This window comes from Blastococcus sp. HT6-4 (assembly GCF_039679125.1).
Lineage (GTDB): Bacteria > Actinomycetota > Actinomycetes > Mycobacteriales > Geodermatophilaceae > Blastococcus > Blastococcus montanus.
The window spans coordinates 4,128,926-4,147,453 of the sequence record NZ_CP155551.1 but is presented as its reverse complement, the minus strand read 5'-3'; the positions used below and the strand labels follow the sequence as shown (position 1 = coordinate 4,147,453).

The following is an 18,528-nucleotide window of genomic DNA, read 5'->3' as shown; positions in this document are numbered from 1 at the left end:
GCCGCTGTCGTGCCCGGGGTCGCTCAGCTGCCCAGGCAGGCGGTGAGCGCCCCGACCATCAACGGGACGTCGTGGGCCGAGGCGAGCTCCCGGCAGGAGTGCATCGCCAGCATCGGCGCGCCGACGTCGACGGTGGCCACGCCCAGCCGGGTCGCGGTCAGCGGCCCGATCGTGCTGCCGCACGGCAGGTCGGCCCGCGTCACGAACGCCTGCACCGGGACGCCGGCGTCGGCGCACCGCTCCCGGAACCAGCCCGCGCCGGCCGCATCCGTCGCGTAGGCCTGGTTGGCGTTCACCTTCAGCACCGGGCCGCCGCCGAGCTGCGGCTGGTGGGCCGGCTCGTGCCGCTCGGCGCGGGTGGGGTGCACCGCGTGCGCCATGTCCGCCGACACCAGCACCGATCGCGCCAGCGCCCGGTGCGCCGCCTGGGGATCGGCGGGGTCGGTCGCGGCGGCCAGCCGCCGGACGACGTCCTCGAGGAAGCTGCCCCGGGCGCCGGACATGGAGCCGCTGCCGACCTCCTCGTGGTCGTTGCAGACCAGCAGCTGCGTGCGTGCCCCGGCCGGTGCGGCCAGCAGGGCCAGCAGTCCCGAGTGGCAGCAGGCCAGGTCGTCCAGGCGCGGCGCGGCCACCCAGCTGCCGTCGGCGCCGGCCCGCGCCGCCGGCTGGGTGTCGGCCAGCACCAGGTCCGATCCGACGACGTCGTCGGCGGCCACCCCGGCCGCGGCGGCGAGCGCCTCGGTCAGCCCCGGACCGGTGTCCAGGTCGCGGTCCCACACCGGCACCAGGTGCTGCTGCGGGTCCAGGGTCAGGCCCTCGCGCACCCCCCGGTCGAGGTGGATGGCCAGCGAGGGCAGCCGCAGCGGGGCGCCGGGCAGGCGCACCAGCGCCGTCCTCGGCCGGTCCGGCGACCCGGAGCGCAGCACGAGCCGGCCGGCGACGGTCAGCTCCCGGTCCAGCCAGGTGTGCCAGAGCCCGCCGCCGTAGGGCTCGACGCCGACCAGCCGGTACCCGGCCCGCCGCACGTCGGAGTAGGGGCGGACCTTGAAGGTCGGGGAGTCGGTGTGCGCGCCGACCAGCCGCATGCCGGTCTCCGCCAGCGGGCCGCTGCCCACGCGGAAGGCGATCAGGCTGCCGTGCCGGACGACGAAGTGCTGCCCCCCGGGCGCCGGCGCCCAGGAATCGGCCTCGGCGAGCTCGGTGAACCCGGCGGCCGTGAGCCGGCGCACCAGTTCGGCGACCGCGTGCGACGGGGAGGGCGAGGCGTCGACGAACGCGCGCAGGTCGTCGCCGAGGGCGAGCTCGTCGGTCGGGGCGGGATCCGGCGTCGGCATGCGGGTCATCGTGCCCCGCCGCTCGTGGCGGCCGCCCGGCCGGGGCACCCGGGTCCCGCCCGGCGGCTGTCGGTGGGATGCTGCTGGACGTGAGCGAGCCCACGGTCCCCGGAAGCCCCGACCAGCTCGCCGCCGCGCTGGAGGCGACCGGCTACCTGCCCGACGAGGGGCTGGCCACCGCCGCGTACCTCGCGCTGGTCATGCACCGCCCGCTGTTCCTCGAGGGGGAGGCCGGCGTCGGCAAGACGGCGCTGGCGCACGCGCTGGCGCAGGTCACCGGCCGGCCGATCTACCGGCTGCAGTGCTACGAGGGCCTGGAGGCCAGCCAGGCGCTCTACGACTGGGACTTCGGCCGCCAGCTGCTGCACCTGCGCGCCGCGGAGGCCGCGCACGCCGCCGACGACCCCGAGCGGCTGGAGGCCTCCCTCTACGACCGCCGCTTTCTGCTCGCCCGGCCGCTGCTGCAGGCGCTGGAGGACTCCCCGAGCGTCCTGCTCATCGACGAGGTCGACCGGGCCGACGACGAGTTCGAGGCGTTCCTGCTCGAGGTGCTCAGCGACTTCACCATCTCCATCCCCGAGCTCGGGACGGTGCGCGCGCAGACCCCGCCGCTGGTCGTGCTCACCTCCAACCGCACCCGCGAGGTGCACGACGCGCTCAAGCGCCGCTGCCTCTACCACTGGCTGGCCCACCCCGACTTCGACCGCGAGGTCGCGATCCTGCGCCGCCGGCTGCCGGAGGTCACCGACCAGCTGGCCCGCGAGGTGGCGCGGGCGACGGCCAACCTGCGGACGCTCGACCTGCTCAAGCCACCAGGGATCGCCGAGGCCATGGACTGGGCGACGGCGCTGCACACCCTGGGCGCCCGGGACCTCGACCCCGACCTCGCCGCGCGCACCCTGGGAGCGGTGCTCAAGTACCGGGAGGACACCGAGCGGGTGCGGTCGCTGGCACCGGAGGCCCTCGTCGGTGGCTGACGGGGCGGTGGTGGAGCGCGACGTCGTCGACACCGTGCTGGGGTTCGCCCGCACGCTGCGCCACGCCGGCGTCGGCGCCTCCCCGGACCGGGTCGAGGCGATGCTCGCCGCGCTCGGCCGGCTCGACGTGCTCGACCCGTCGGCCGTCTACTGGGCCGGGCGGCTGACGCTCTGCTCGGGCCCGGATGACCTCGACCGCTACGACACCGCCTTCGCCGCCTGGTTCTCCGGGCGCCGCCCCCGCCCGGCCCCGGCCCCGGCGCAGGCGACGCCCCGGCTGGCGGCGAGCGCGCCGCTCGACCCGGGCACCGGCGAGGGCGACGACAGCGACGCCCCCGACCTCGCGGCGAGGGCCAGCGGTGACGAGGTGCTGCGGCACCGCGACGTCGCCGGGCTCACCGACGCCGAGCGCGAGCACCTGCGCCGGCTGTTCGCCCTGCTGGTCCCCGCCGCCCCCATGCGCCCGGCGCGGCGCCGGCGGCCGTCCGCGCACGGCTCGGTGCACCCGGCGCGGACGGTCCGGCGCGCGCTGCGGGACGGCGGCGAGATCAGCCGGTTGCTGCACCGCCGGGCGCGGCCCCGCCCCCGGCGCGTGGTGCTGCTGATCGACGTCTCCGGGTCGATGACGCCGTACGCCGACGCGCTGCTGCGGTTCGCGCACGCGGTCGTGCGGGCGCGCCCGGTGTCGACCGAGGTGTTCACGATCGGTACCCGGCTCACCCGCGTCACCCGCGAGCTGCGGCTGCGCGACCCCGACCGGGCCCTGGCCGCCGGCGGGCAGGCCATCCCCGACTGGTCCGGCGGCACCCGGCTCGGGGAGGTGCTCAAGGCGTTCCTCGACCGGTGGGGCCAGCGGGGCACCGCCCGTGGTGCGGTGGTCGTCGTCTGCAGTGACGGCTGGGAGCGCGGCGGCGCCGAGCTGCTCGCCGAGCAGATGGCGCGGCTGCGGCGGCTGGCGCACGCCGTGGTGTGGGTGAACCCGCACAAGGGCAGGGTCGGGTACGAGCCGCTCACCGGCGGGATGCAGGCGGCGCTCCCGTCGGTGGACCACTTCGTGGCCGGGCACAGCATGGCCGCCTTCGAAGAGCTGACGGGAGTGATCTCGCGTGCGTGACGTCCTGGACGACCTGGTGGGCTGGTGGCAGGCGGGGGAGACCGTCGGCATGGGCACGGTGGTGGCCACCTGGCGCTCGGCGCCGCGGCCGGCCGGCGCCTCGATGCTGGTCGGCCCCGACGGCACCGCGGTCGGCAGCGTCTCCGGCGGGTGCGTGGAGGGCGCGGTCTACGAGGAGGCCAGGGACGCCGTCTCGACCGGCCGCCCCCTCCTGGAGCGCTACGGGGTGAGCGACGACGACGCGTTCGCCGTGGGGCTGACCTGCGGCGGGATCCTCGACGTCTTCGTGGAACCGGTCTCCCGCGAGTCGTTCCCCGAACTGGGGGAGATCGCCGAGTCGGTCGGGCGGCACGAGCCGGTCGCCGTCGTCACCGTGGTCGCCGGGCCCGACGACCGGCTGGGCCGCCGGCTGGTGCTCTGGCCCGACCGGGCCTCGGGGACGCTCGGCTCGCAGCGGCTCGACGACGCCGTCGCCGCCGACGCCCGCGGCATGCTGGTGGCCGGGCGCACCGCGCTGCTGCACGTCGGGCACGACGGCGAGCGCCGCGGCGACGACCTGACGCTGTTCGTGAACTGCTTCGCCCCGCCGGCCCGCATGGTGGTGTTCGGGGCGATCGACTTCGCCGCCGCCGTCGCGCGCGTGGGTGCCTTCCTCGGCTACCGGGTGACCGTCTGCGACGCCCGCCCGGTGTTCGCCACCCCTCGGCGGTTCCCGGAGGCGCACGAGGTGGTCGTCGAGTGGCCGCACCGGTACCTGGGGGCCGAGGTGGAGGCGGGGCGGATCGACGAGCGCACCGTGCTGTGCGTGCTCACCCACGACCCGAAGTTCGACGTCCCGCTGCTGGAGGTCGCGCTGCGCACCCCGGTGGCCTACGTCGGGGCGATGGGCTCGCGGCGCACCCACGACGAGCGGCTGGCGCGGCTGCGCGAGGCCGGGCTGACCGACGACGAGCTGGCCCGGCTGTCCTCGCCGATCGGGCTGGACCTCGGCGCCCGCACCCCGGAGGAGACGGCGGTCTCGATCGCGGCGGAGATCATCCAGGGCCGCTGGGGCGGGACCGGCCGGCGGCTGGCCGAGGTGGAGGGCCCCATCCACGAGACGGCGGAGCGCTGACGCACCGCTACGACGTCGAGGTGGTCGGGCTGCTCGCCTCGCCGGTGCACCGCTACGGCGGGCGGCCCGGGGCGGCGCCGCCCGGCCAGGCGGGGGACCGCCGGGAGCGGATCGAGCTCCGGGCCGGGCTGGGCATCGTCGGCGACCGCTACGCCGGCCGGCCCGCGCACCGGGACGCGCAGGTGACCGTGCTGGCGGTGGAGTCGCTCGAGGCGCTCGCCGGCGACCTGGGCGCCGCTCCGTTCGACCCGCTCCTGACCCGGCGGAACGTGGTGCTGCGCGGCGCCGAGGTCGAGGCGCTGCGCGGCAGCGAGTTCGCGCTCGACTGCGGCGCGGGCGCCGTCCTGCTGCGCGGCGGGCGCCCGGCGAACCCCTGCGCCTGGATGGACACCGTGCTGGCCCCGGGGGCCCACCGTGGGCTCCGGGGGAGGGGCGGTGTGCGCTGCGCGGTCCTGTCCGACGGTGTGCTGCGGCTGGGGCCGGCTGTGCTGCGCACTACCGTCCCACTCGACCCACGTCGCGCAGGCGTCCGACGTTCCCCGACACGCCGCGGCCCGGTGCCCGCGCGACCCCCCGGGTGATCACGATGTGCGCGGCCCGGGAGCTCCGGGTCCGTCCGCGTCGAAGGAGATCCATGCGCATCCGATCGCTGTCCGCCACGGCCGGGGTGCCCGTTGCCGCCCTGCTGCTCTCCGCCTGTGGCGGTGACACCCCGCTCGAGGGCAGGTCCGGCGAGGAGGTCGCCGCGGCCGCCGCCGACGCGCTCGAGGAGGCCGGGGCCGTGCACATCTCCGGCACCATGACGGAGGACGGCGAGGAGATGGATGTCGACCTGCAGCTGCAGGGCGACGACGCCGCAGGCACGCTCACCATCGCCGGCACCGAGATCGGGATCATCAGCGTCGGCGGGGACGTCTTCATGCAGGCCCCGAGCGAGTTCTGGGCCGGCTTCGGGATGCCGGAGGAGGCGCTCGGCATGTTCGACGGCACCTGGGTGCTCATGCCCCCGGAGGCCGCCGGCGAGTTCGCGGACTTCACCCTGGCCGGGTTCGCCGACGACCTGCGCGACCCCGACGGCGAGATCCGCGAGGAGACCCGCGCGGAGGAGGTGGACGGCGAGCCCGTTCGCATCGTCGAGCAGGAGGACGGCAGCACCCTCACCGTCGCCGACGACGACCCGGCCTACCCGCTCGAGATGACCGGCGCGGACGACTCGGAGGGCACGGTCACCTTCAGCGACTTCGGCGAGCAGGAGGAGATCTCCGCTCCCGAGGACGCGCTGGACCTCGAGCAGTTGGGAGCGTGACCCCTGGCCGGGCGTCCCGAGCGGGGCGCCCGGCCGGCAGGGCAGTCAGCCCAGGAGTTCGCGCACGGCCGCGGGGGCCTGGGAGGGGCGGTGCAGCGGGGCCACCCGGCCGCCGCCCGCTGCCGCGAGGGCCGCGCAGGAGACGGTCGCCTCCTCCTCGGCCGACAACGCCATGACCTGCAGCCGGGCCGGGACGCGCGCGAGCGCCCGGGCGGCGTCGACCGGGTCGGGGCTCTCGGTGGCCAGGCCGTCGGACAGCAGCAGCACCTGCCGGTCGGCGGCGCGCGAGCGGGCCAGCTGCGCCGCCGCCGTCCGCAGCGCCAGCTCCAGGTCGGTCGTGCCGCCGCCGCGCAGGTCGCACAGCCGGTCCACGACGAGGTCGACCCGCGGGTCGGCGGACATCGGGCGGAGGACGACGGCGCTGGACCAGAACGCGACGACCGCCAGCTCGTCGCCCGGCCGCATCCGCTGCACCAGCGCCGAGGCGGTCAGGACGGCGGCGGCCAGCTCGTCGCCGGCCACCGAGCCGCTGGCGTCCACCAGCAGCACGACGGCACGGCCGGTGGACCGCCAGCCGCGCGTGTGCAGGTGCTCCGCGCGCCAGTGCGGCTCGGCGCCGCGGGCGGCCAGCGAGGCGTCGAGGTCGACGTCGGAGCCGGTGGGCTCCCGGCGGGTGACCATCCGGCTGGTGCCGGGCCGGTCCGCGACGCCGGTCCGGGGCCGGCCGACCGGGAACCGGGCGGCCAGCGACCGGGCCGCGGCCCGCAGCGCCGGGTCGAAGGCGCGGGCGGCCGCCGCCAGGACCCGCGCCGCGGCGTCGGGGTCGCGGGCGGCGAGGTCGGCCACCGCCGCGGCGTCCAGCTGCCCGGCCGCGGGGGAGACGGCGTCGAAGTCGGGGTTGCTGCGGGAGAGCTGGTCGCGGCTGGCGCGGCGCGCGGCCTGGGAGCGGAGCAGCTCCTCGACCTCGGCGGGGTCGCTGACCACCTTCGGCGGCGGGCTGCCCGGCGGTTCGCCGCCCGGGCCCGGCGGCGGCGGATGCCCGGGCCCGGGCTCGGTGGCCTCGGGCGTCAGCCTTTTCCCAGCTCCTCACCCGCCCGGCGCCAGATGTCGGCGACGACGTCCTCCACCGGGCGGGCCACGCCGTCGCCGAGGGTCACCTTGCCGGTCATGGCGGCCAGCGCAGCGTCCAGGCCGGTGTCCTCGTCGACCGATCCCGCGCCCCGGACCGTCGCCAGCTCCACGGCGATCAGCACGGTGTCGATCGCGCCGCGCACCGAGGCGCCGATGCGCAGCTCGGGGTGGTCGCGGGTGATCCGGACCGCACGCACCGCCCGCGCGACGAGCTCGGCCGGCCCCTCGGTGACCGAGGTGACGACGGCGAGCTCGGCGGCCTCGTCCTGGTAGCCCATCGCGACCCGGCACGAGCGGTCGTAGAGGGCCGGCGTCACCCGTGCGGTACCCACCGCGTCGAACGGGTTCATCGCCGCGACCAGCCGGAAGGTGGGACGAGCGGCTACGCGGCCGAACCGGGGGACGTGCATCTCGCGCTCCGAGAGCACGCCGAGCAGGACGTTCATCGTCTCCTCGGGGACCCGGTTGAACTCCTCGACGTAGAGGAGAGCGCCCTCGGTCATCGCCCGGGTCAGCGGGCCGGGGACGAAGTTCTCCGGCCGGTAGTCCTCGGTGAGCACCCGCGAGGCGTCGTGGTGGCCGACCAGCCGGGTGGGCGTCAGTTCGGCGTTGCCCTCCACCAGCACCAGTGGGACGCCGGCGCCGTCGGCCAGCGAGCGCAGCAGCGTCGTCTTGCCCGTGCCGGGTGGGCCCTCCAGCACGACGTTGCGTCCGGCCGAGAGCGCGGCGGCGACCACCTCCGCCTCGCGGATGCGGGCGACCACGCGGTCGCGGGCCACCCGCACCATGCCGCCGACGTCCAGCCGGGCAGCGGTGCGGGTGGCGGTCACGATCCTCCTGCCGCAGGCATAGGAACCTTCACCTGTGCGATGACGCCACCGGACGTAGGTGAAGGTTCCTATGCCTGGGCGGCGCGGGGTCAGTCGTAGACGATCACGCCGCGGATGTTCTTGCCCGCGTGCAGGTCCTCGTAGCCCTGGTTGATGTCGTCGAGCTTGTACCGCTTGGTGATCAGCTCGTCGAGCTTGAGGTTCCCCTCCTGGTAGAGCCGCAGCATCTTCAGCATGTCGGCGCTAGGGTTCTGGTCGCCGAACAGCGCGCCCCGGATCTCCTTGGTGAACAGCGCCAGCATGCTGGGGTTGATCGGGATGCCGACGTCGGTGAGGTCACCGAGGCCGGTGATGACGACCCGCCCGCCCTTGCCGAGCGCCTCGACCCCCTGGGCGACGTGCTCCCCCTTCAGCACGCCGACGGTGATCAGCACCTTGTCCGCGCCCTGCCCGTTGGTGACGCTGCGGCCGAAGTCGGCCGCTTCCTCGATGCTCGCGAAGGCGTGGGTGGCGCCGAGCTCCATCGCCTTCTCGCGCTTGAAGTCGATGGGGTCGACGGCGATGACATGGCTGGCCCCGGCGTGCGCCGCACCCTGGACCGCGTTGATCCCGATGCCGCCGATACCCATGACGATCACCGTGTCGCCGGCGCGCACCTCGCCGGCCTGCACGGCCGTGCCCCAGCCGGTGCCGACGCCGCAGCCGACGAGGCAGGCGACGTCGAGCGGGATGTCGTCGGGGATCTTGACCGTGGAGCGGACGTCGACGGTGGTCACCTCGGCGAACGTGCCCAGCCCGCACATCTGGCCGACCGGGGTGCCGTCGGAGGTCTGGAAGCGGAAGCTCTCGGCGTCGTCCCAGCGGGAGCCGATCAGGAGGTTGGCACCCGAGTCGCAGATGTACTGCTGCCCGTTCGCGCAGTACCGGCAGCGACCGCACCCGGGGAGGAAGGAGAAGACCACGTGGTCGCCCTCCTTGAAGTCCTTGGTGCCGGGGCCGACGGCGGTGACCACGCCCGCGCCCTCGTGGCCGCCGAGGAAGGGGTAGTGGCCGACCGGCATGTCGCCGGTGGCGATGTGGTCGTCCGAGTGGCACATGCCGGATGCGGCCAGCTTGACCTGCAGTTCACCGGTTCGCGGGTCGTCGGCGACCAGATCGGTGACTTCCCACTGTCCTGGGGCGGAGCGCAGGATCGCGCCACGGGTGTTCACGGGCACAGGAACCTCCTCGTCGAGGGCTGTTCACGCATGCGCGAACGCGCACGTCCGAGTCGCACGCTATGCCCTACGTCACATCGGGCACAGAGCATGCAACGTTGTCCCGTCGCGGTGCAACGGGCGGTGGGCGCCGGGATGATGGCGAGGTGTCCGGCGCCCCGGTGGTCGTGGTGGGCGCCGGCCCGGTCGGGCTCACGGCGGCCCTGCTGCTCGCCCGGCGTGGTCTCCCGGTCGTCGTCGTCGAGCGGTACGCCGAGCCGTATCCGCTGCCGCGCGCGGTGCACCTCGACGACGAGGTGTTCCGGGTGCTGCAGGCCGTCGGCGTGGCCGACCAGGTGGCCGCGGTCTGCCGGTCGATGGCCGGGCTGCGGGTGCTCGACGGCGCCCACCGCGTGCTCGCGGAGTTCCGCCGAGCCCCGGACGCCGGCAGCAACGGGTGGCCGCAGGGCTCCTTCGTGCACCAGCCGGACCTGGAGGCCGTGCTCGCCGCGGCCGTGGCGTCGGCGCCCGGGATCGAGGTGCACCGCGGCGGCGAGGTGACCGGGCTGGAGCAGCACGCCGGCGGGGTGACCGTGCGGTGGACCGACCGCGGGACCGGGGCGGACCGGTCCGTCCGGGCGGCGGCCGTGCTCGGCTGCGACGGCGCCAACAGCACCGTCCGGGAGCTGATCGGCGCCCGCATGCGCGATCTGGGCCCCGCCGACCGCTGGCTGGTGGTCGACGCGCGGGCGACCGAGCCGCTGCCGGTCTGGCCGGGCGTGCACCAGGTGTGCGATCCCCGCCGGGCGGCGACGTTCATGCCGGTGACCGGCGACCGCTACCGCTGGGAGTTCCGGCTCGCGCCCGGGGAGACGGCGGCGGAGCTGGCCGGCCCGGACCGGCTGGCGTCGCTCCTGGCGCCCGTCGCCCGTACGGCCGACGTCGAGGTGCTGCGCGCGGTCGAGTACACGTTCCGGGCCCAGGTCGCCGACCGCTGGCGGGCCGGGCGGGTGCTGCTGGCCGGCGACGCCGCCCACCTCACCCCGCCGTTCGTCGGCCAGGGGCTGGGGCTCGGGCTGCGCGACGTCCACCAGCTGGCCTGGAAGCTCGCCGCCGTGCTGCGCGGGGAGGCGCCGGACACGCTGCTGGACACCTACCAGGCCGAACGGGAGCCGCACGCCCGCGCGCTGATCCGGGTGGCGCTGCTGCTGGGCGCGCTGATGACCGGTGGCGGCCGTGGCGGCGCCGTCGTCCGGCGGGCCGTGCTGGCCGCTGTCCGGCGGATCCCCGCGGTGGCCCGGCTGGCCACCGACAGCCGGACCCCGCCGCTGCCGCGCGGTCCGCTGGTGGCGCGCCGGGGCCGGGCCGGCCGCCGCCTGGCGGGCACGCTGCTCCCGCAGCCGGAGGTCCTCGTCGACGGCCGCCCCCGCCGGCTGGACGACGTCCTGGGGGACGGCTACGTCGAGATCACCTCGGACCTGCGGATCCGGCGCCCCGACGGCACGGCGCTCTCGATCGAGGACCCGTCCGGGGCGCTCCGGCACTGGCTGCGCGACGTCTCGCTGGTGCGGATCCGCCCCGACCGCATCGTCCGGTCCGTGCGCAGGTGAGCCCCCGGACGGGTGCTTCCTAGCGCTGGGGCCGGCCGATGCCGATCGCGTAGAGCACGCCGAGCACCGCGCCCGGCGGTAGGGCCACGTAGAGCCACCAGGGGTGGATGCCCTCCACGGTCGCCTCGAGGATGCTCCAGACGAGCAGGTTCACCAGGCCGGCGCAGAGCCAGATGATGATGAGCACCTTCATGGCGCCGCCGGCGTCGTCGTCGCTGAAGAGCTGCCGGGGGCCGGCCGGCGCGGGGAGCGCGGGCAGGTCGGCGGTGACGCGGGCCAGGTCGCCGCGGGTGCGGGACGCCCACACCGCCTGCACCCGCTGGTCGAACTCGAGCAGGTCGAGCTGGCCGGCGTCATGGGCGCGCTGCAGCCCGGCCGCGACGTCCGCGCGCTCGGCGTCGGAGATGCGCAGGTCGTCGGGGCGCACCGGCTCGGTCACGGCGGTCATCCTGGCAGCCGGGGGACCTCCGGTGGCGGAGATCCCCCGGCCTGCGCGCGGCGGGTCAGGCCTCGCGGCGGCGGCGGGCGGGGGACGTGGCCAGCAGGGCGTTCTCGACGGCGGTGTCGCCCAGCGCCCGCTCGAAGCCCGGGGGGACGACGAGGTCGTCACGGGACAGGTCCGACACGTTCGGGCGGCCGAGGCCGACCATCGCGGAGCCGAGGCCGTCGCGCAGCAGGTCGAGCACGTTCTCCACGCCGGCCTGGCCGTTGGCCGCCAGGCCCCACAGGTAGGCGCGGCCGATCAGGACGGCCTTCGCGCCGAGGGCCAGGGCCTTGGCGACGTCGCCGCCTCGGCGGATCCCGCCGTCGAGCAGCACCTCGACCTGGTCGCCCACCGCCTCGGCCACCGCTGGCAGGGCGCGGATCGAGGCCGGCGTGCCGTCGAGGTTGTTGCCCCCGTGGTTGGACACGGAGATGGCGGTGACGCCGGCGTCGACGGCGCGCTTGGCGTCGTCGACCCGCATGACGCCCTTGAGCATGAACGGGCCGTCCCACTGCGAGCGCAGCCAGGCGACGTCCTCCCAGGTGGGCATCGGCGACTGCATCCACATGCCGTAGGCGCCGAAGAACGTCGGCGCCGGGTCGCCGGGGGTGGCCACCATGTTCGGCACGGTGAGGTCGGGGAGCTTTCCGGTCCGGGCGAAGTCGAGCAGCCAGCGCGGCTTGACCAGCACCTGCGGCGCGTACTTGCGGGCTGCCTCGAAGTCGATCTTCTCGGGGATGAACGGGCTGCCCCAGTCGCGGCCGTAGGCGAACGACCAGTCGAGGGTGGCGATCATCCCGACGGCGCCGGCGCGGCGGGCCCGCTCCATCCGGCCGAGCATCTCCTCGCGGCTGCCGACCCAGTACATCTGGAAGAACGTCTGCGGGTTGGCCGAAACGACCTCCTCGATCGGCTTGCTGGCGAACGAGGACAGCCCCATGGCGACGCCGCGGGCGGCCGCGGCCCGCGCGACGGCGACCTCGCCGTCCGGGTGGACCGCCTGCACGCCGGTCGGGCTGATGATGATCGGCATCGACATGGACTGGCCCATGACGGTCACGCCCATGTTCCGCTCGTTGGCCAGGTCGGCCGTGTGCGGGGCGAAGCCGATCTCGGCGAACGCGGCGAGGTTGTCCTCGAGGGTCAGCCCGCGCTCGGAGCCGGCGACCAGCGCTCCGTAGACGCCCTTGGGCAGCCGCTTCTTCGCCCGGCGCTGCGCCTCGGCGACCGATTCGAACCACGCGTTGGCCATCGGAACCTCCTCGTCGGCCCGGTCGACCGGGCTGGTGGCCGGCCCGACGGCCGGTGGCACTCAGTGCCAGGTTACCGCCGGAGGTGAGACCGCCACCACACGGGCGGGGGTCGCTGACCGGGAGGGGTCAGCTCTGCAGGCTGGGGAAGCCGGCGGCCATCTCCTCGAACGCCTGGCGCAGGTGCTCGGCCAGGCGGGAGTCCTCGTCGGCCAGCCAGGCCTCGAAGGCGGTCGTGGCCGCCGCCCGGGTGCTCGCGGCGACCAGCCGGGGGAGCAGCCCGGTGGGGGAGGTCCCGGTCCGCGCGGCCACGTGCCGCGCCACCACGCGGTCGACCTCCGCGAAGCGCAGCTGGCTGTGCGCCAGGAGCGCCGGCTCGGTGAGGATCAGCCGCATGCGCTCGCGCAGCAGCGGCAGCTCGGACTCCGGGTAGTCGTTGACCTCGACGTAGGCGGCGCAGACCGACGCGAGCACGGGCCGGGCCGGGTCGGCCGCGGCCAGCAGCCCGGCCAGGCGCGCGACGTGCCCGGCGAAGTCGCCCCAGACGGCGTCGGCCTTGGTCGGGAAGTAGCGGAAGAAGGTCCGCCGGCTGATCCCGGCCGAGTCGGCGACCTCGTCGCTGGTGACGTCCTCGAAGCCGCGGACGGTGAACAGGTCCAGCGCCGCGCGCTCGACCCGCGCGCGCCCGGCCGGCGGGCTGCCCGGCGCCGTCGTCGTCTCCGCCACGCGCGCATTCTGCCCGCAGTCCCCGAGACGGTGGATCACCCGGCGGGCCGGACCCCCGCTGTTGCCGCTGGCACCCGGTGTCACTAACGTCCCGCTCGTCCATGTGACCGTGTTCACGGAGGTCCCCATGCCCGAGCCCATCCAGACCGACCTGGCCCCCGTCGAGGTCGCCCCGGAGGCCCCCGCGGCCGAGGAGGCCCTCGTCGAGGAGTCGCTCGTCGAGGAGGTCTCCATCGACGGCATGTGCGGGGTGTACTGATCGACGCCGTGCCGATGACGGACCGGGCCGGCCCGGCCGTCCGGGCGGCCCCCGCCTTCGACGCGGAGCTGCCCTGGCGGCGGGCCCGGTCCGTCGCGCTGCGGCCCGAGCCGTTCGGCGCGCTCGTCTACCACTTCGGCAACCGGAAGCTCTCCTTCCTGAAGTCGAAGACGCTGGTCGCCGTCGTCGAGGCCCTGGGCGACCACCCCAGCGCCGCGGCCACGCTCACCGCCTGCGGCGTCCCCGACGCCCAGCGCGGGGCCTACGTGAAGGCGCTGGCCGACCTCGCCCGCTCGCAGATGATCGAACGCCGGGAGGCCCCGTGACCGCCGTCCTGCCCGCCCGCCCCGAGCGCCCCACCGGCGGGCGCCTGATCGACCAGTTCGAGTACGGGCTGGACGCCCCGATCTGCCTGACCTGGGAGCTCACCTACGCCTGCAACCTGGCGTGCGTGCACTGCCTGTCCTCCTCGGGACGGCGCGACCCCCGCGAGCTCTCCACCGCCGAGGCCGAGGCGGTCATCGACGAGCTGCAGCGGATGCAGGTCTTCTACGTCAACGTCGGCGGCGGCGAGCCCACCGTCCGGCCGGACTTCTGGCACCTGCTCGACTACGCCATCGGCCACGACGTCGGCGTCAAGTTCTCCACCAACGGCGTGAAGCTGGACAAGACCCGCGCCGGGCAGCTGGCTCGCACCGACTACGTCGACGTGCAGATCTCCCTCGACGGCGCCACCGCGGAGGTCAACGACCGCGTGCGCGGCGCCGGTTCCTTCGCCACCGCCGTCCGGGCGCTGGAGAACCTGGCCGAGGCCGGGATGAAGGACTTCAAGGTCTCCGTCGTCGTCACCCGCGAGAACGCCGGCCAGCTCGACGCGTTCAAGGCGCTCACCGACTCCTTCGGCGCCCAGCTGCGGATCACCCGGCTGCGCCCCTCCGGCCGCGGGGCCGACGTCTGGGACCAGCTGCACCCCACCCAGCAGCAGCAGAAGGAGCTGTACCACTGGCTCCTGGCCAACGGCGAGCAGGTGCTGACCGGTGACTCGTTCTTCCACCTGTCCGCGTTCGGCGAGGCCCTGCCGGGGCTGAACCTGTGCGGCGCCGGCCGGGTCGTCTGCCTGATCGACCCGGTGGGCGACGTCTACGCCTGCCCGTTCGCCATCCACGAGAACTTCCTCGCCGGCAACGTGCGCGACGAGGGCGGCTTCCAGCGGGTCTGGCAGCAGAGCGAGCTCTTCGCCGATCTGCGCAGCCCGCAGACCGGCGGCGCCTGCACGAAGTGCGCGCACTTCGACGCCTGCCGGGGCGGCTGCATGGCGGCGAAGTTCTTCACCGGCCTGCCGCTGGACGGCCCCGACCCCGAGTGCGTGCAGGGCTACGGCGAGACGGCGCTGGCCGCCCGCGACCAGCAGCTGACCACGCCGCGGAGCCACATCGACCACTCGCATTCCGGCCCGGTGCGCGGCCAGCCGACGCTGCTCGGCATGCCCGCGCTGCCGCCGGCGAAGGCCTGCGACGAGTCGCCGCTGGCGGGCCTCGACCTGCGCTGATCCTCGGCGCCGGCCAGCGCGGGCCGGCGCCGAGGGGTCAGAGGTCGACCTTCTTGTTCTCCCCGGCGTCGATCCGCTCGCCGGTGGCCTTGGCCTTCACGAAGCTGAACGCCGTGGCCAGGCGGCCGCCGGGGCTGTCCCAGTACTCCGCGGAGTCGGCCTCGACCCTGATCAGCACGACATCGGGGTCCTCCGGCCCGTTCGGGAACCACGCCTCGACGCCGCCGTTCCACAGCTCCTTCTTCTTCGCGGTGTCCTCGACCACGCGGGCGTGCCCCGTCAGCGACACCCAGGTGCCACCGGAGCCGACGCCGACGTTGACCTGCGGGGACGCCGCGACGTGCGCCACGGGGTGGGAGCCGCGCTCGGCGAAGAACCACAGGTCGCCGTCGAACTCGACCTCCTGCAGCGTCATCGGGCGGCTGGTCAGCTTCCCGCCCGGAGCGATCGTGGTGAGGAAGCCGAAGCGCTCGCCCTTCAGGAGCTCGGCGACCTTGCGGGTCTCCTCTGCACTCATGCCCGGGCAGGTGCCCACGGTGGCCGCGCCCGACACCCTCACTCCGCGTCGAGATAACGCCAGGCGCCGTCCTCCCGCACGAACCGGCTGACCTCGTGCTGGTCGCCGGACTCCCCGCCCGAGCGCCAGTGCGCCCGGAACTCGACCGTGCCCTCGCGGTCGAGCAGCCCGCCGCCGGTGGTGGCGAGCACGTCCAGGCCGGTCCAGCGCACCGCCGGGTCGGGCTCCACCGACGACGGGCGGGTGGTGGGGTGCCAGCTGGCCAGCAGGTACGCGGCGTCGCCGATCGCGAAGGCGCTGTACCGCGACCGCATCAGCTGCTCGGCGGTCGCCGCCGGCGCCGACCCGTCGTGCCGCGGCCCGCAGCACTCGTCGTAGGGCAGTCCGGTTCCGCAGGGGCAGCGACGAGGAGGCACGGACCGAGTGTCCCCAACCCGCCGCGCCGTGTCCGCCGGCACCGCCCGGGTGCCGGTCGGGTACTCGGTGGCGGAGCCGTTCCCCGGTGGAGCATGGTGTCCGGTGTGTCAGACACCCTGAGGGCGCCGGCGATCGAGGTCAGCGGGCTCACCAAGCGCTACCCGTCCGCCGGCGGGGTGGTCGAGGCGGTCAAGGGCATCGACCTGCGCGTCGAGGCCGGCCAGACCTACGGGTTCCTGGGCCCCAACGGCGCGGGGAAGTCGACCACCATCGAGATGCTCTGCACCATCCGGAACCCCACGTCGGGGACCGCGCGGGTGGCCGGCTACGACGTCGTCCGCGAGCGCGACCAGGTGCGCCGGCGCATCGGCCTGGTCTTCCAGCAGCAGACGCTGGACCTGCAGCTCTCCGCCGAGCAGAACCTGCGCTTCCACGCCGACCTCTACGGCCTCTCCCGGGCCGAGGGTGCGCGTCGCATCGACGAGGTGCTGGAGATGGTCGACCTGGCCGACCGGCGGCACGACACGGTCACGAAGTTCTCCGGCGGGATGAAGCGGCGGCTGGAGATCGCCCGTGGCCTCGTGCACGCCCCGCAGGTGCTCTTCCTGGACGAGCCCACCATCGGGCTGGACCCGCAGACCCGCGCGGCGATCTGGGACTACCTGCACGACCTGGGACGCCGCACCGGCATCACCGTCTTCGTCACCACCCACTACATGGACGAGGCGGAGCACTGCGACCGCATCGCGATCATGGACCACGGCGAGATCGTCGCGGAGGACACCCCGGAGGCGCTCAAGTCCAGTGTCGGCACCGACCGGATCGCGCTGCGCACCGACGACGACGAGCTGGCCATCGCGCGCATCCGGGAACGGCTGGGCATCGAGGCCGGGGTCCACGAGGGCCAGGTGACCCTCGCCGTCCCGGAGGGCGCCGCCGTCGTCCCCCGGTTGTTCACCGAGCTGGGGGTGGGCATCCGGTCGGTGACGGTGAACCGGCCCAGCCTGGACGACGTGTTCCTGACCTACACCGGCCGCACGATCCGTGACTCCGACGGGCCGCAGGGCCGCACGTTCGGCGTCCGCCGGAAGGCGATGAGATGACCACCCGCGACACCGCCGCGCCCGCCACCCCGGTCGCCCCGCCGCCGGACGAGGTCCGCAGCGACCGGTCCCACCAGCTGCGCGCCACCTGGGTGGTCACCCGCCGGGAGCTCCACCGGCTCCGGCGCGATCCGGCCCGCATGCTCACCATGCTGCTGCAGCCGCTGCTGTTCGTCTTCGTGATGGGCACCGGCCTGGGCAGCATCGTGGACACCGGGGGCGACGTCAGCTTCCGCACCTTCTTGTTCCCCGGCGTCCTGGCGACGTCGGTGCTGTTCACCGCCGCCTTCGCCGGGATCTCGCTCGTCTGGGACCGGGAGTTCGGCTTCCTCCGCGAGATGATGGTCGCGCCGATCTCCCGGGGCTCGATCATCTGGGGGAAGTGCCTGGGCGGCGCGATCGTGGCCACCGTGCAGAGCATGGTCCTGCTGGCCCTGGTGGGGCTGGTGGACATCCCCTACTCGCCGGTGCTGCTGCTGCAGCTGACCGGCTGCCTCTTCCTCGGCGCGCTGCTGCTCACCGCGCTGGGCGTGCTGCTGTCCACCCGCATCAGGACCATCCAGACGGCGATGCCGGTCAGCCAGCTGCTGATCATGCCGATGATGTTCCTGTCCGGCGCCCTCTTCCCGATCGCGGGCCTGCCCGACTGGCTGTCGCTCCTCACCAGGCTCAACCCGCTGACCTACGTGGTGCAGCCGATGCGGCAGTTCACCCTCGACCGCCTCGACCTGACCGCGGAGGCGCAGGAGCGGCTGCTGCCCGGGCTCACCTGGTTCGGCTGGGAGGTTCCGGTGCTCGTGCAGTTGGGCGCCGTCGCCGTGCTGACCCTCGGGCTCGTGGCCCTGGCCGCGCGGGTCTTCCGGACGACGGAGTGATGCGGCGGTGAGCTCCCTCGCCGGCGCCACCTGGGCGGGGCTGCCCGAGCGGCCGCTGCTCGTCGTCCCGCTGGGGTCGGTGGAGCAGCACGGCCCGCACCTGCCGCTGCGCACCGACACCGCGATCGCCTCGGCCGCCGCGCGGGCGGCGACGGAGCGGCTGGACGGCGCGCTGCTCGCCCCCGCCCTGGCCTACGGGGCCAGCGGCGAGCACGAGGGCTTCCCCGGCACGATCTCGCTCGGCACCGAGGCGCTGACCCTCCTCCTCGTCGAGTACGCGCGCTCGGCGTGCCGGTGGGCGGGGCGCCTGCTGGTCGTCAACGGCCACGGCGGCAACCTCGACGCGCTGCGGACGGCGGTCCCGGCGGTGCGCGCCGAGGGGCGGGACGTGGCGTGGTTCCCGTGCGGTGTCCCGGGCGCCGACGCGCACGCCGGCCGCGCCGAGACGTCGCTGATGTTGCACGTGGAACCGGGGAGCGTGCCGCGCGACCGTGCGGTGCCCGGCGAGACCGCGCCCATCGGCGAGCTGCTGCCCCGGCTGCGGGCCGAGGGCGTCCGCGCCGTCAGCCCGACCGGCGTGCTCGGTGACCCGGCCGGCGCGAGCGCCGAGGAGGGTGCGCAGCTGCTCGCGGGGCTGGTCGACCGGCTCGCCGCCGCCGCGCGGGCCTGGCGCATCGACGACGCGGGGCGGCTCCAGGGGTAGTGCCCCTGGAACCGCCCCGCGTCGTGGAGAACG

Annotated in this window: 21 protein-coding genes; 12 read left to right on the top strand and 9 right to left on the bottom strand. The window is 75.2% G+C overall.

Going from position 1 to position 18,528, the window contains the following annotated elements:
• Nucleotides 1–23: 23 nt before the first annotated feature.
• Nucleotides 24–1,334, bottom strand: a complete 1,311-nt coding sequence (locus tag ABDB74_RS19925; protein WP_346620618.1) for a M18 family aminopeptidase — start codon at nt 1,332–1,334, stop codon at nt 24–26.
• Nucleotides 1,335–1,423: 89 nt separating this feature from the next.
• Between ABDB74_RS19925 and ABDB74_RS19920 the strand changes: the two genes are divergently transcribed.
• The 5 genes from ABDB74_RS19920 to ABDB74_RS19900 are packed head-to-tail and all read left to right on the top strand — an operon-like array spanning nt 1,424 to nt 5,845.
• A complete protein-coding gene (locus tag ABDB74_RS19920) occupies nt 1,424–2,311 on the top strand; it encodes a MoxR family ATPase (RefSeq protein WP_346620616.1) in 888 nt (295 codons plus the stop codon).
• Nucleotides 2,304–3,425: a VWA domain-containing protein gene (locus ABDB74_RS19915; protein ID WP_346620615.1), complete on the top strand. Its 1,122-nt coding sequence runs from the start codon at nt 2,304–2,306 to the stop codon at nt 3,423–3,425. Before ABDB74_RS19920 ends, ABDB74_RS19915 begins: the two co-directional genes overlap by 8 nt.
• On the top strand, nt 3,418–4,539 hold the full coding sequence (locus tag ABDB74_RS19910) for an XdhC family protein (RefSeq protein ID WP_346620614.1): 1,122 nt from the start codon (nt 3,418–3,420) through the stop codon (nt 4,537–4,539). The genes ABDB74_RS19915 and ABDB74_RS19910 overlap by 8 nt, the downstream gene beginning before the upstream one ends.
• A 20-nt stretch (nt 4,540–4,559) precedes the next feature.
• A complete protein-coding gene (locus ABDB74_RS19905; protein WP_346620613.1) occupies nt 4,560–5,120 on the top strand; it encodes an MOSC domain-containing protein in 561 nt (186 codons plus the stop codon).
• 53 nt (nt 5,121–5,173) lie between these two features.
• On the top strand, nt 5,174–5,845 hold the full coding sequence (locus tag ABDB74_RS19900) for a hypothetical protein (RefSeq protein WP_346620611.1): 672 nt from the start codon (nt 5,174–5,176) through the stop codon (nt 5,843–5,845).
• Between the two features lie 45 nt (nt 5,846–5,890).
• On the opposite strand, the gene ABDB74_RS19895 is transcribed toward ABDB74_RS19900, so the two are convergent.
• The 3 genes from ABDB74_RS19895 to ABDB74_RS19885 form a co-directional block, all read right to left on the bottom strand.
• Nucleotides 5,891–6,829 (bottom strand): vWA domain-containing protein, encoded by a 939-nt coding sequence (locus ABDB74_RS19895; protein WP_346620609.1) that lies wholly within the window; start codon nt 6,827–6,829, stop codon nt 5,891–5,893.
• Nucleotides 6,830–6,912: 83 nt separating this feature from the next.
• The gene (locus ABDB74_RS19890) at nt 6,913–7,806 is read right to left on the bottom strand and encodes a MoxR family ATPase (RefSeq protein ID WP_346620608.1); all 894 of its coding nucleotides are present in this window, start codon (nt 7,804–7,806) and stop codon (nt 6,913–6,915) included.
• 89 nt (nt 7,807–7,895) lie between these two features.
• Nucleotides 7,896–9,023 carry an NDMA-dependent alcohol dehydrogenase gene (locus ABDB74_RS19885; RefSeq protein ID WP_346620606.1) on the bottom strand — a complete coding sequence of 376 codons (1,128 nt, stop codon included), beginning with the start codon at nt 9,021–9,023 and terminating at the stop codon, nt 7,896–7,898.
• A gap of 146 nt (nt 9,024–9,169) precedes the next feature.
• On the opposite strand from ABDB74_RS19885, the gene ABDB74_RS19880 reads away from it, so the two are divergent.
• Entirely contained in the window at nt 9,170–10,612 is a 1,443-nt protein-coding gene (locus tag ABDB74_RS19880; RefSeq protein WP_346620604.1) for a bifunctional 3-(3-hydroxy-phenyl)propionate/3-hydroxycinnamic acid hydroxylase, read from the top strand.
• A gap of 19 nt (nt 10,613–10,631) precedes the next feature.
• Here the strand turns inward: ABDB74_RS19880 and ABDB74_RS19875 are convergent, their stop codons facing one another.
• The 3 genes from ABDB74_RS19875 to mftR form a co-directional block, all read right to left on the bottom strand.
• A complete protein-coding gene (locus ABDB74_RS19875) occupies nt 10,632–11,051 on the bottom strand; it encodes a DUF1707 domain-containing protein (RefSeq protein WP_346620602.1) in 420 nt (139 codons plus the stop codon).
• A gap of 64 nt (nt 11,052–11,115) precedes the next feature.
• Nucleotides 11,116–12,408 carry a pre-mycofactocin synthase MftD gene (mftD, locus tag ABDB74_RS19870; protein WP_346620601.1) on the bottom strand — a complete coding sequence of 431 codons (1,293 nt, stop codon included), beginning with the start codon at nt 12,406–12,408 and terminating at the stop codon, nt 11,116–11,118.
• A 67-nt stretch (nt 12,409–12,475) separates the two neighbouring features.
• Entirely contained in the window at nt 12,476–13,072 is a 597-nt protein-coding gene (gene mftR / locus ABDB74_RS19865) for a mycofactocin system transcriptional regulator (protein WP_346620599.1), read from the bottom strand.
• Nucleotides 13,073–13,199: 127 nt separating this feature from the next.
• On the opposite strand from mftR, the gene mftA reads away from it, so the two are divergent.
• From mftA to mftC, 3 genes are read left to right on the top strand one after another with little or no spacing between them, the layout of a single operon-like run.
• Nucleotides 13,200–13,331, top strand: coding sequence for a mycofactocin precursor MftA (gene mftA / locus ABDB74_RS19860; RefSeq protein ID WP_346620597.1), 132 nt, complete (start codon nt 13,200–13,202; stop codon nt 13,329–13,331).
• A gap of 14 nt (nt 13,332–13,345) precedes the next feature.
• Nucleotides 13,346–13,657: a mycofactocin biosynthesis chaperone MftB gene (mftB, locus tag ABDB74_RS19855; RefSeq protein ID WP_346620595.1), complete on the top strand. Its 312-nt coding sequence runs from the start codon at nt 13,346–13,348 to the stop codon at nt 13,655–13,657.
• On the top strand, nt 13,654–14,880 hold the full coding sequence (gene mftC / locus ABDB74_RS19850) for a mycofactocin radical SAM maturase (protein ID WP_346620593.1): 1,227 nt from the start codon (nt 13,654–13,656) through the stop codon (nt 14,878–14,880). The genes mftB and mftC overlap by 4 nt, the downstream gene beginning before the upstream one ends.
• 37 nt (nt 14,881–14,917) lie before the next feature.
• Here the strand turns inward: mftC and ABDB74_RS19845 are convergent, their stop codons facing one another.
• Nucleotides 14,918–15,397: a pyridoxamine 5'-phosphate oxidase family protein gene (locus tag ABDB74_RS19845; protein ID WP_346620592.1), complete on the bottom strand. Its 480-nt coding sequence runs from the start codon at nt 15,395–15,397 to the stop codon at nt 14,918–14,920.
• A gap of 38 nt (nt 15,398–15,435) precedes the next feature.
• Nucleotides 15,436–15,813: a YchJ family protein gene (locus tag ABDB74_RS19840; RefSeq protein ID WP_346620591.1), complete on the bottom strand. Its 378-nt coding sequence runs from the start codon at nt 15,811–15,813 to the stop codon at nt 15,436–15,438.
• A gap of 105 nt (nt 15,814–15,918) precedes the next feature.
• On the opposite strand from ABDB74_RS19840, the gene ABDB74_RS19835 reads away from it, so the two are divergent.
• From ABDB74_RS19835 to mftE, 3 genes are read left to right on the top strand one after another with little or no spacing between them, the layout of a single operon-like run.
• Nucleotides 15,919–16,917 carry an ATP-binding cassette domain-containing protein gene (locus ABDB74_RS19835; protein ID WP_346620590.1) on the top strand — a complete coding sequence of 333 codons (999 nt, stop codon included), beginning with the start codon at nt 15,919–15,921 and terminating at the stop codon, nt 16,915–16,917.
• Nucleotides 16,914–17,792 carry an ABC transporter permease gene (locus ABDB74_RS19830; RefSeq protein WP_346620588.1) on the top strand — a complete coding sequence of 293 codons (879 nt, stop codon included), beginning with the start codon at nt 16,914–16,916 and terminating at the stop codon, nt 17,790–17,792. The genes ABDB74_RS19835 and ABDB74_RS19830 overlap by 4 nt, the downstream gene beginning before the upstream one ends.
• A 7-nt stretch (nt 17,793–17,799) precedes the next feature.
• Complete coding sequence (gene mftE, locus ABDB74_RS19825) at nt 17,800–18,495, top strand: mycofactocin biosynthesis peptidyl-dipeptidase MftE (RefSeq protein WP_346620587.1); 696 nt, start codon at nt 17,800–17,802, stop codon at nt 18,493–18,495.
• The last annotated feature ends 33 nt before the right edge of the window (nt 18,496–18,528 follow it).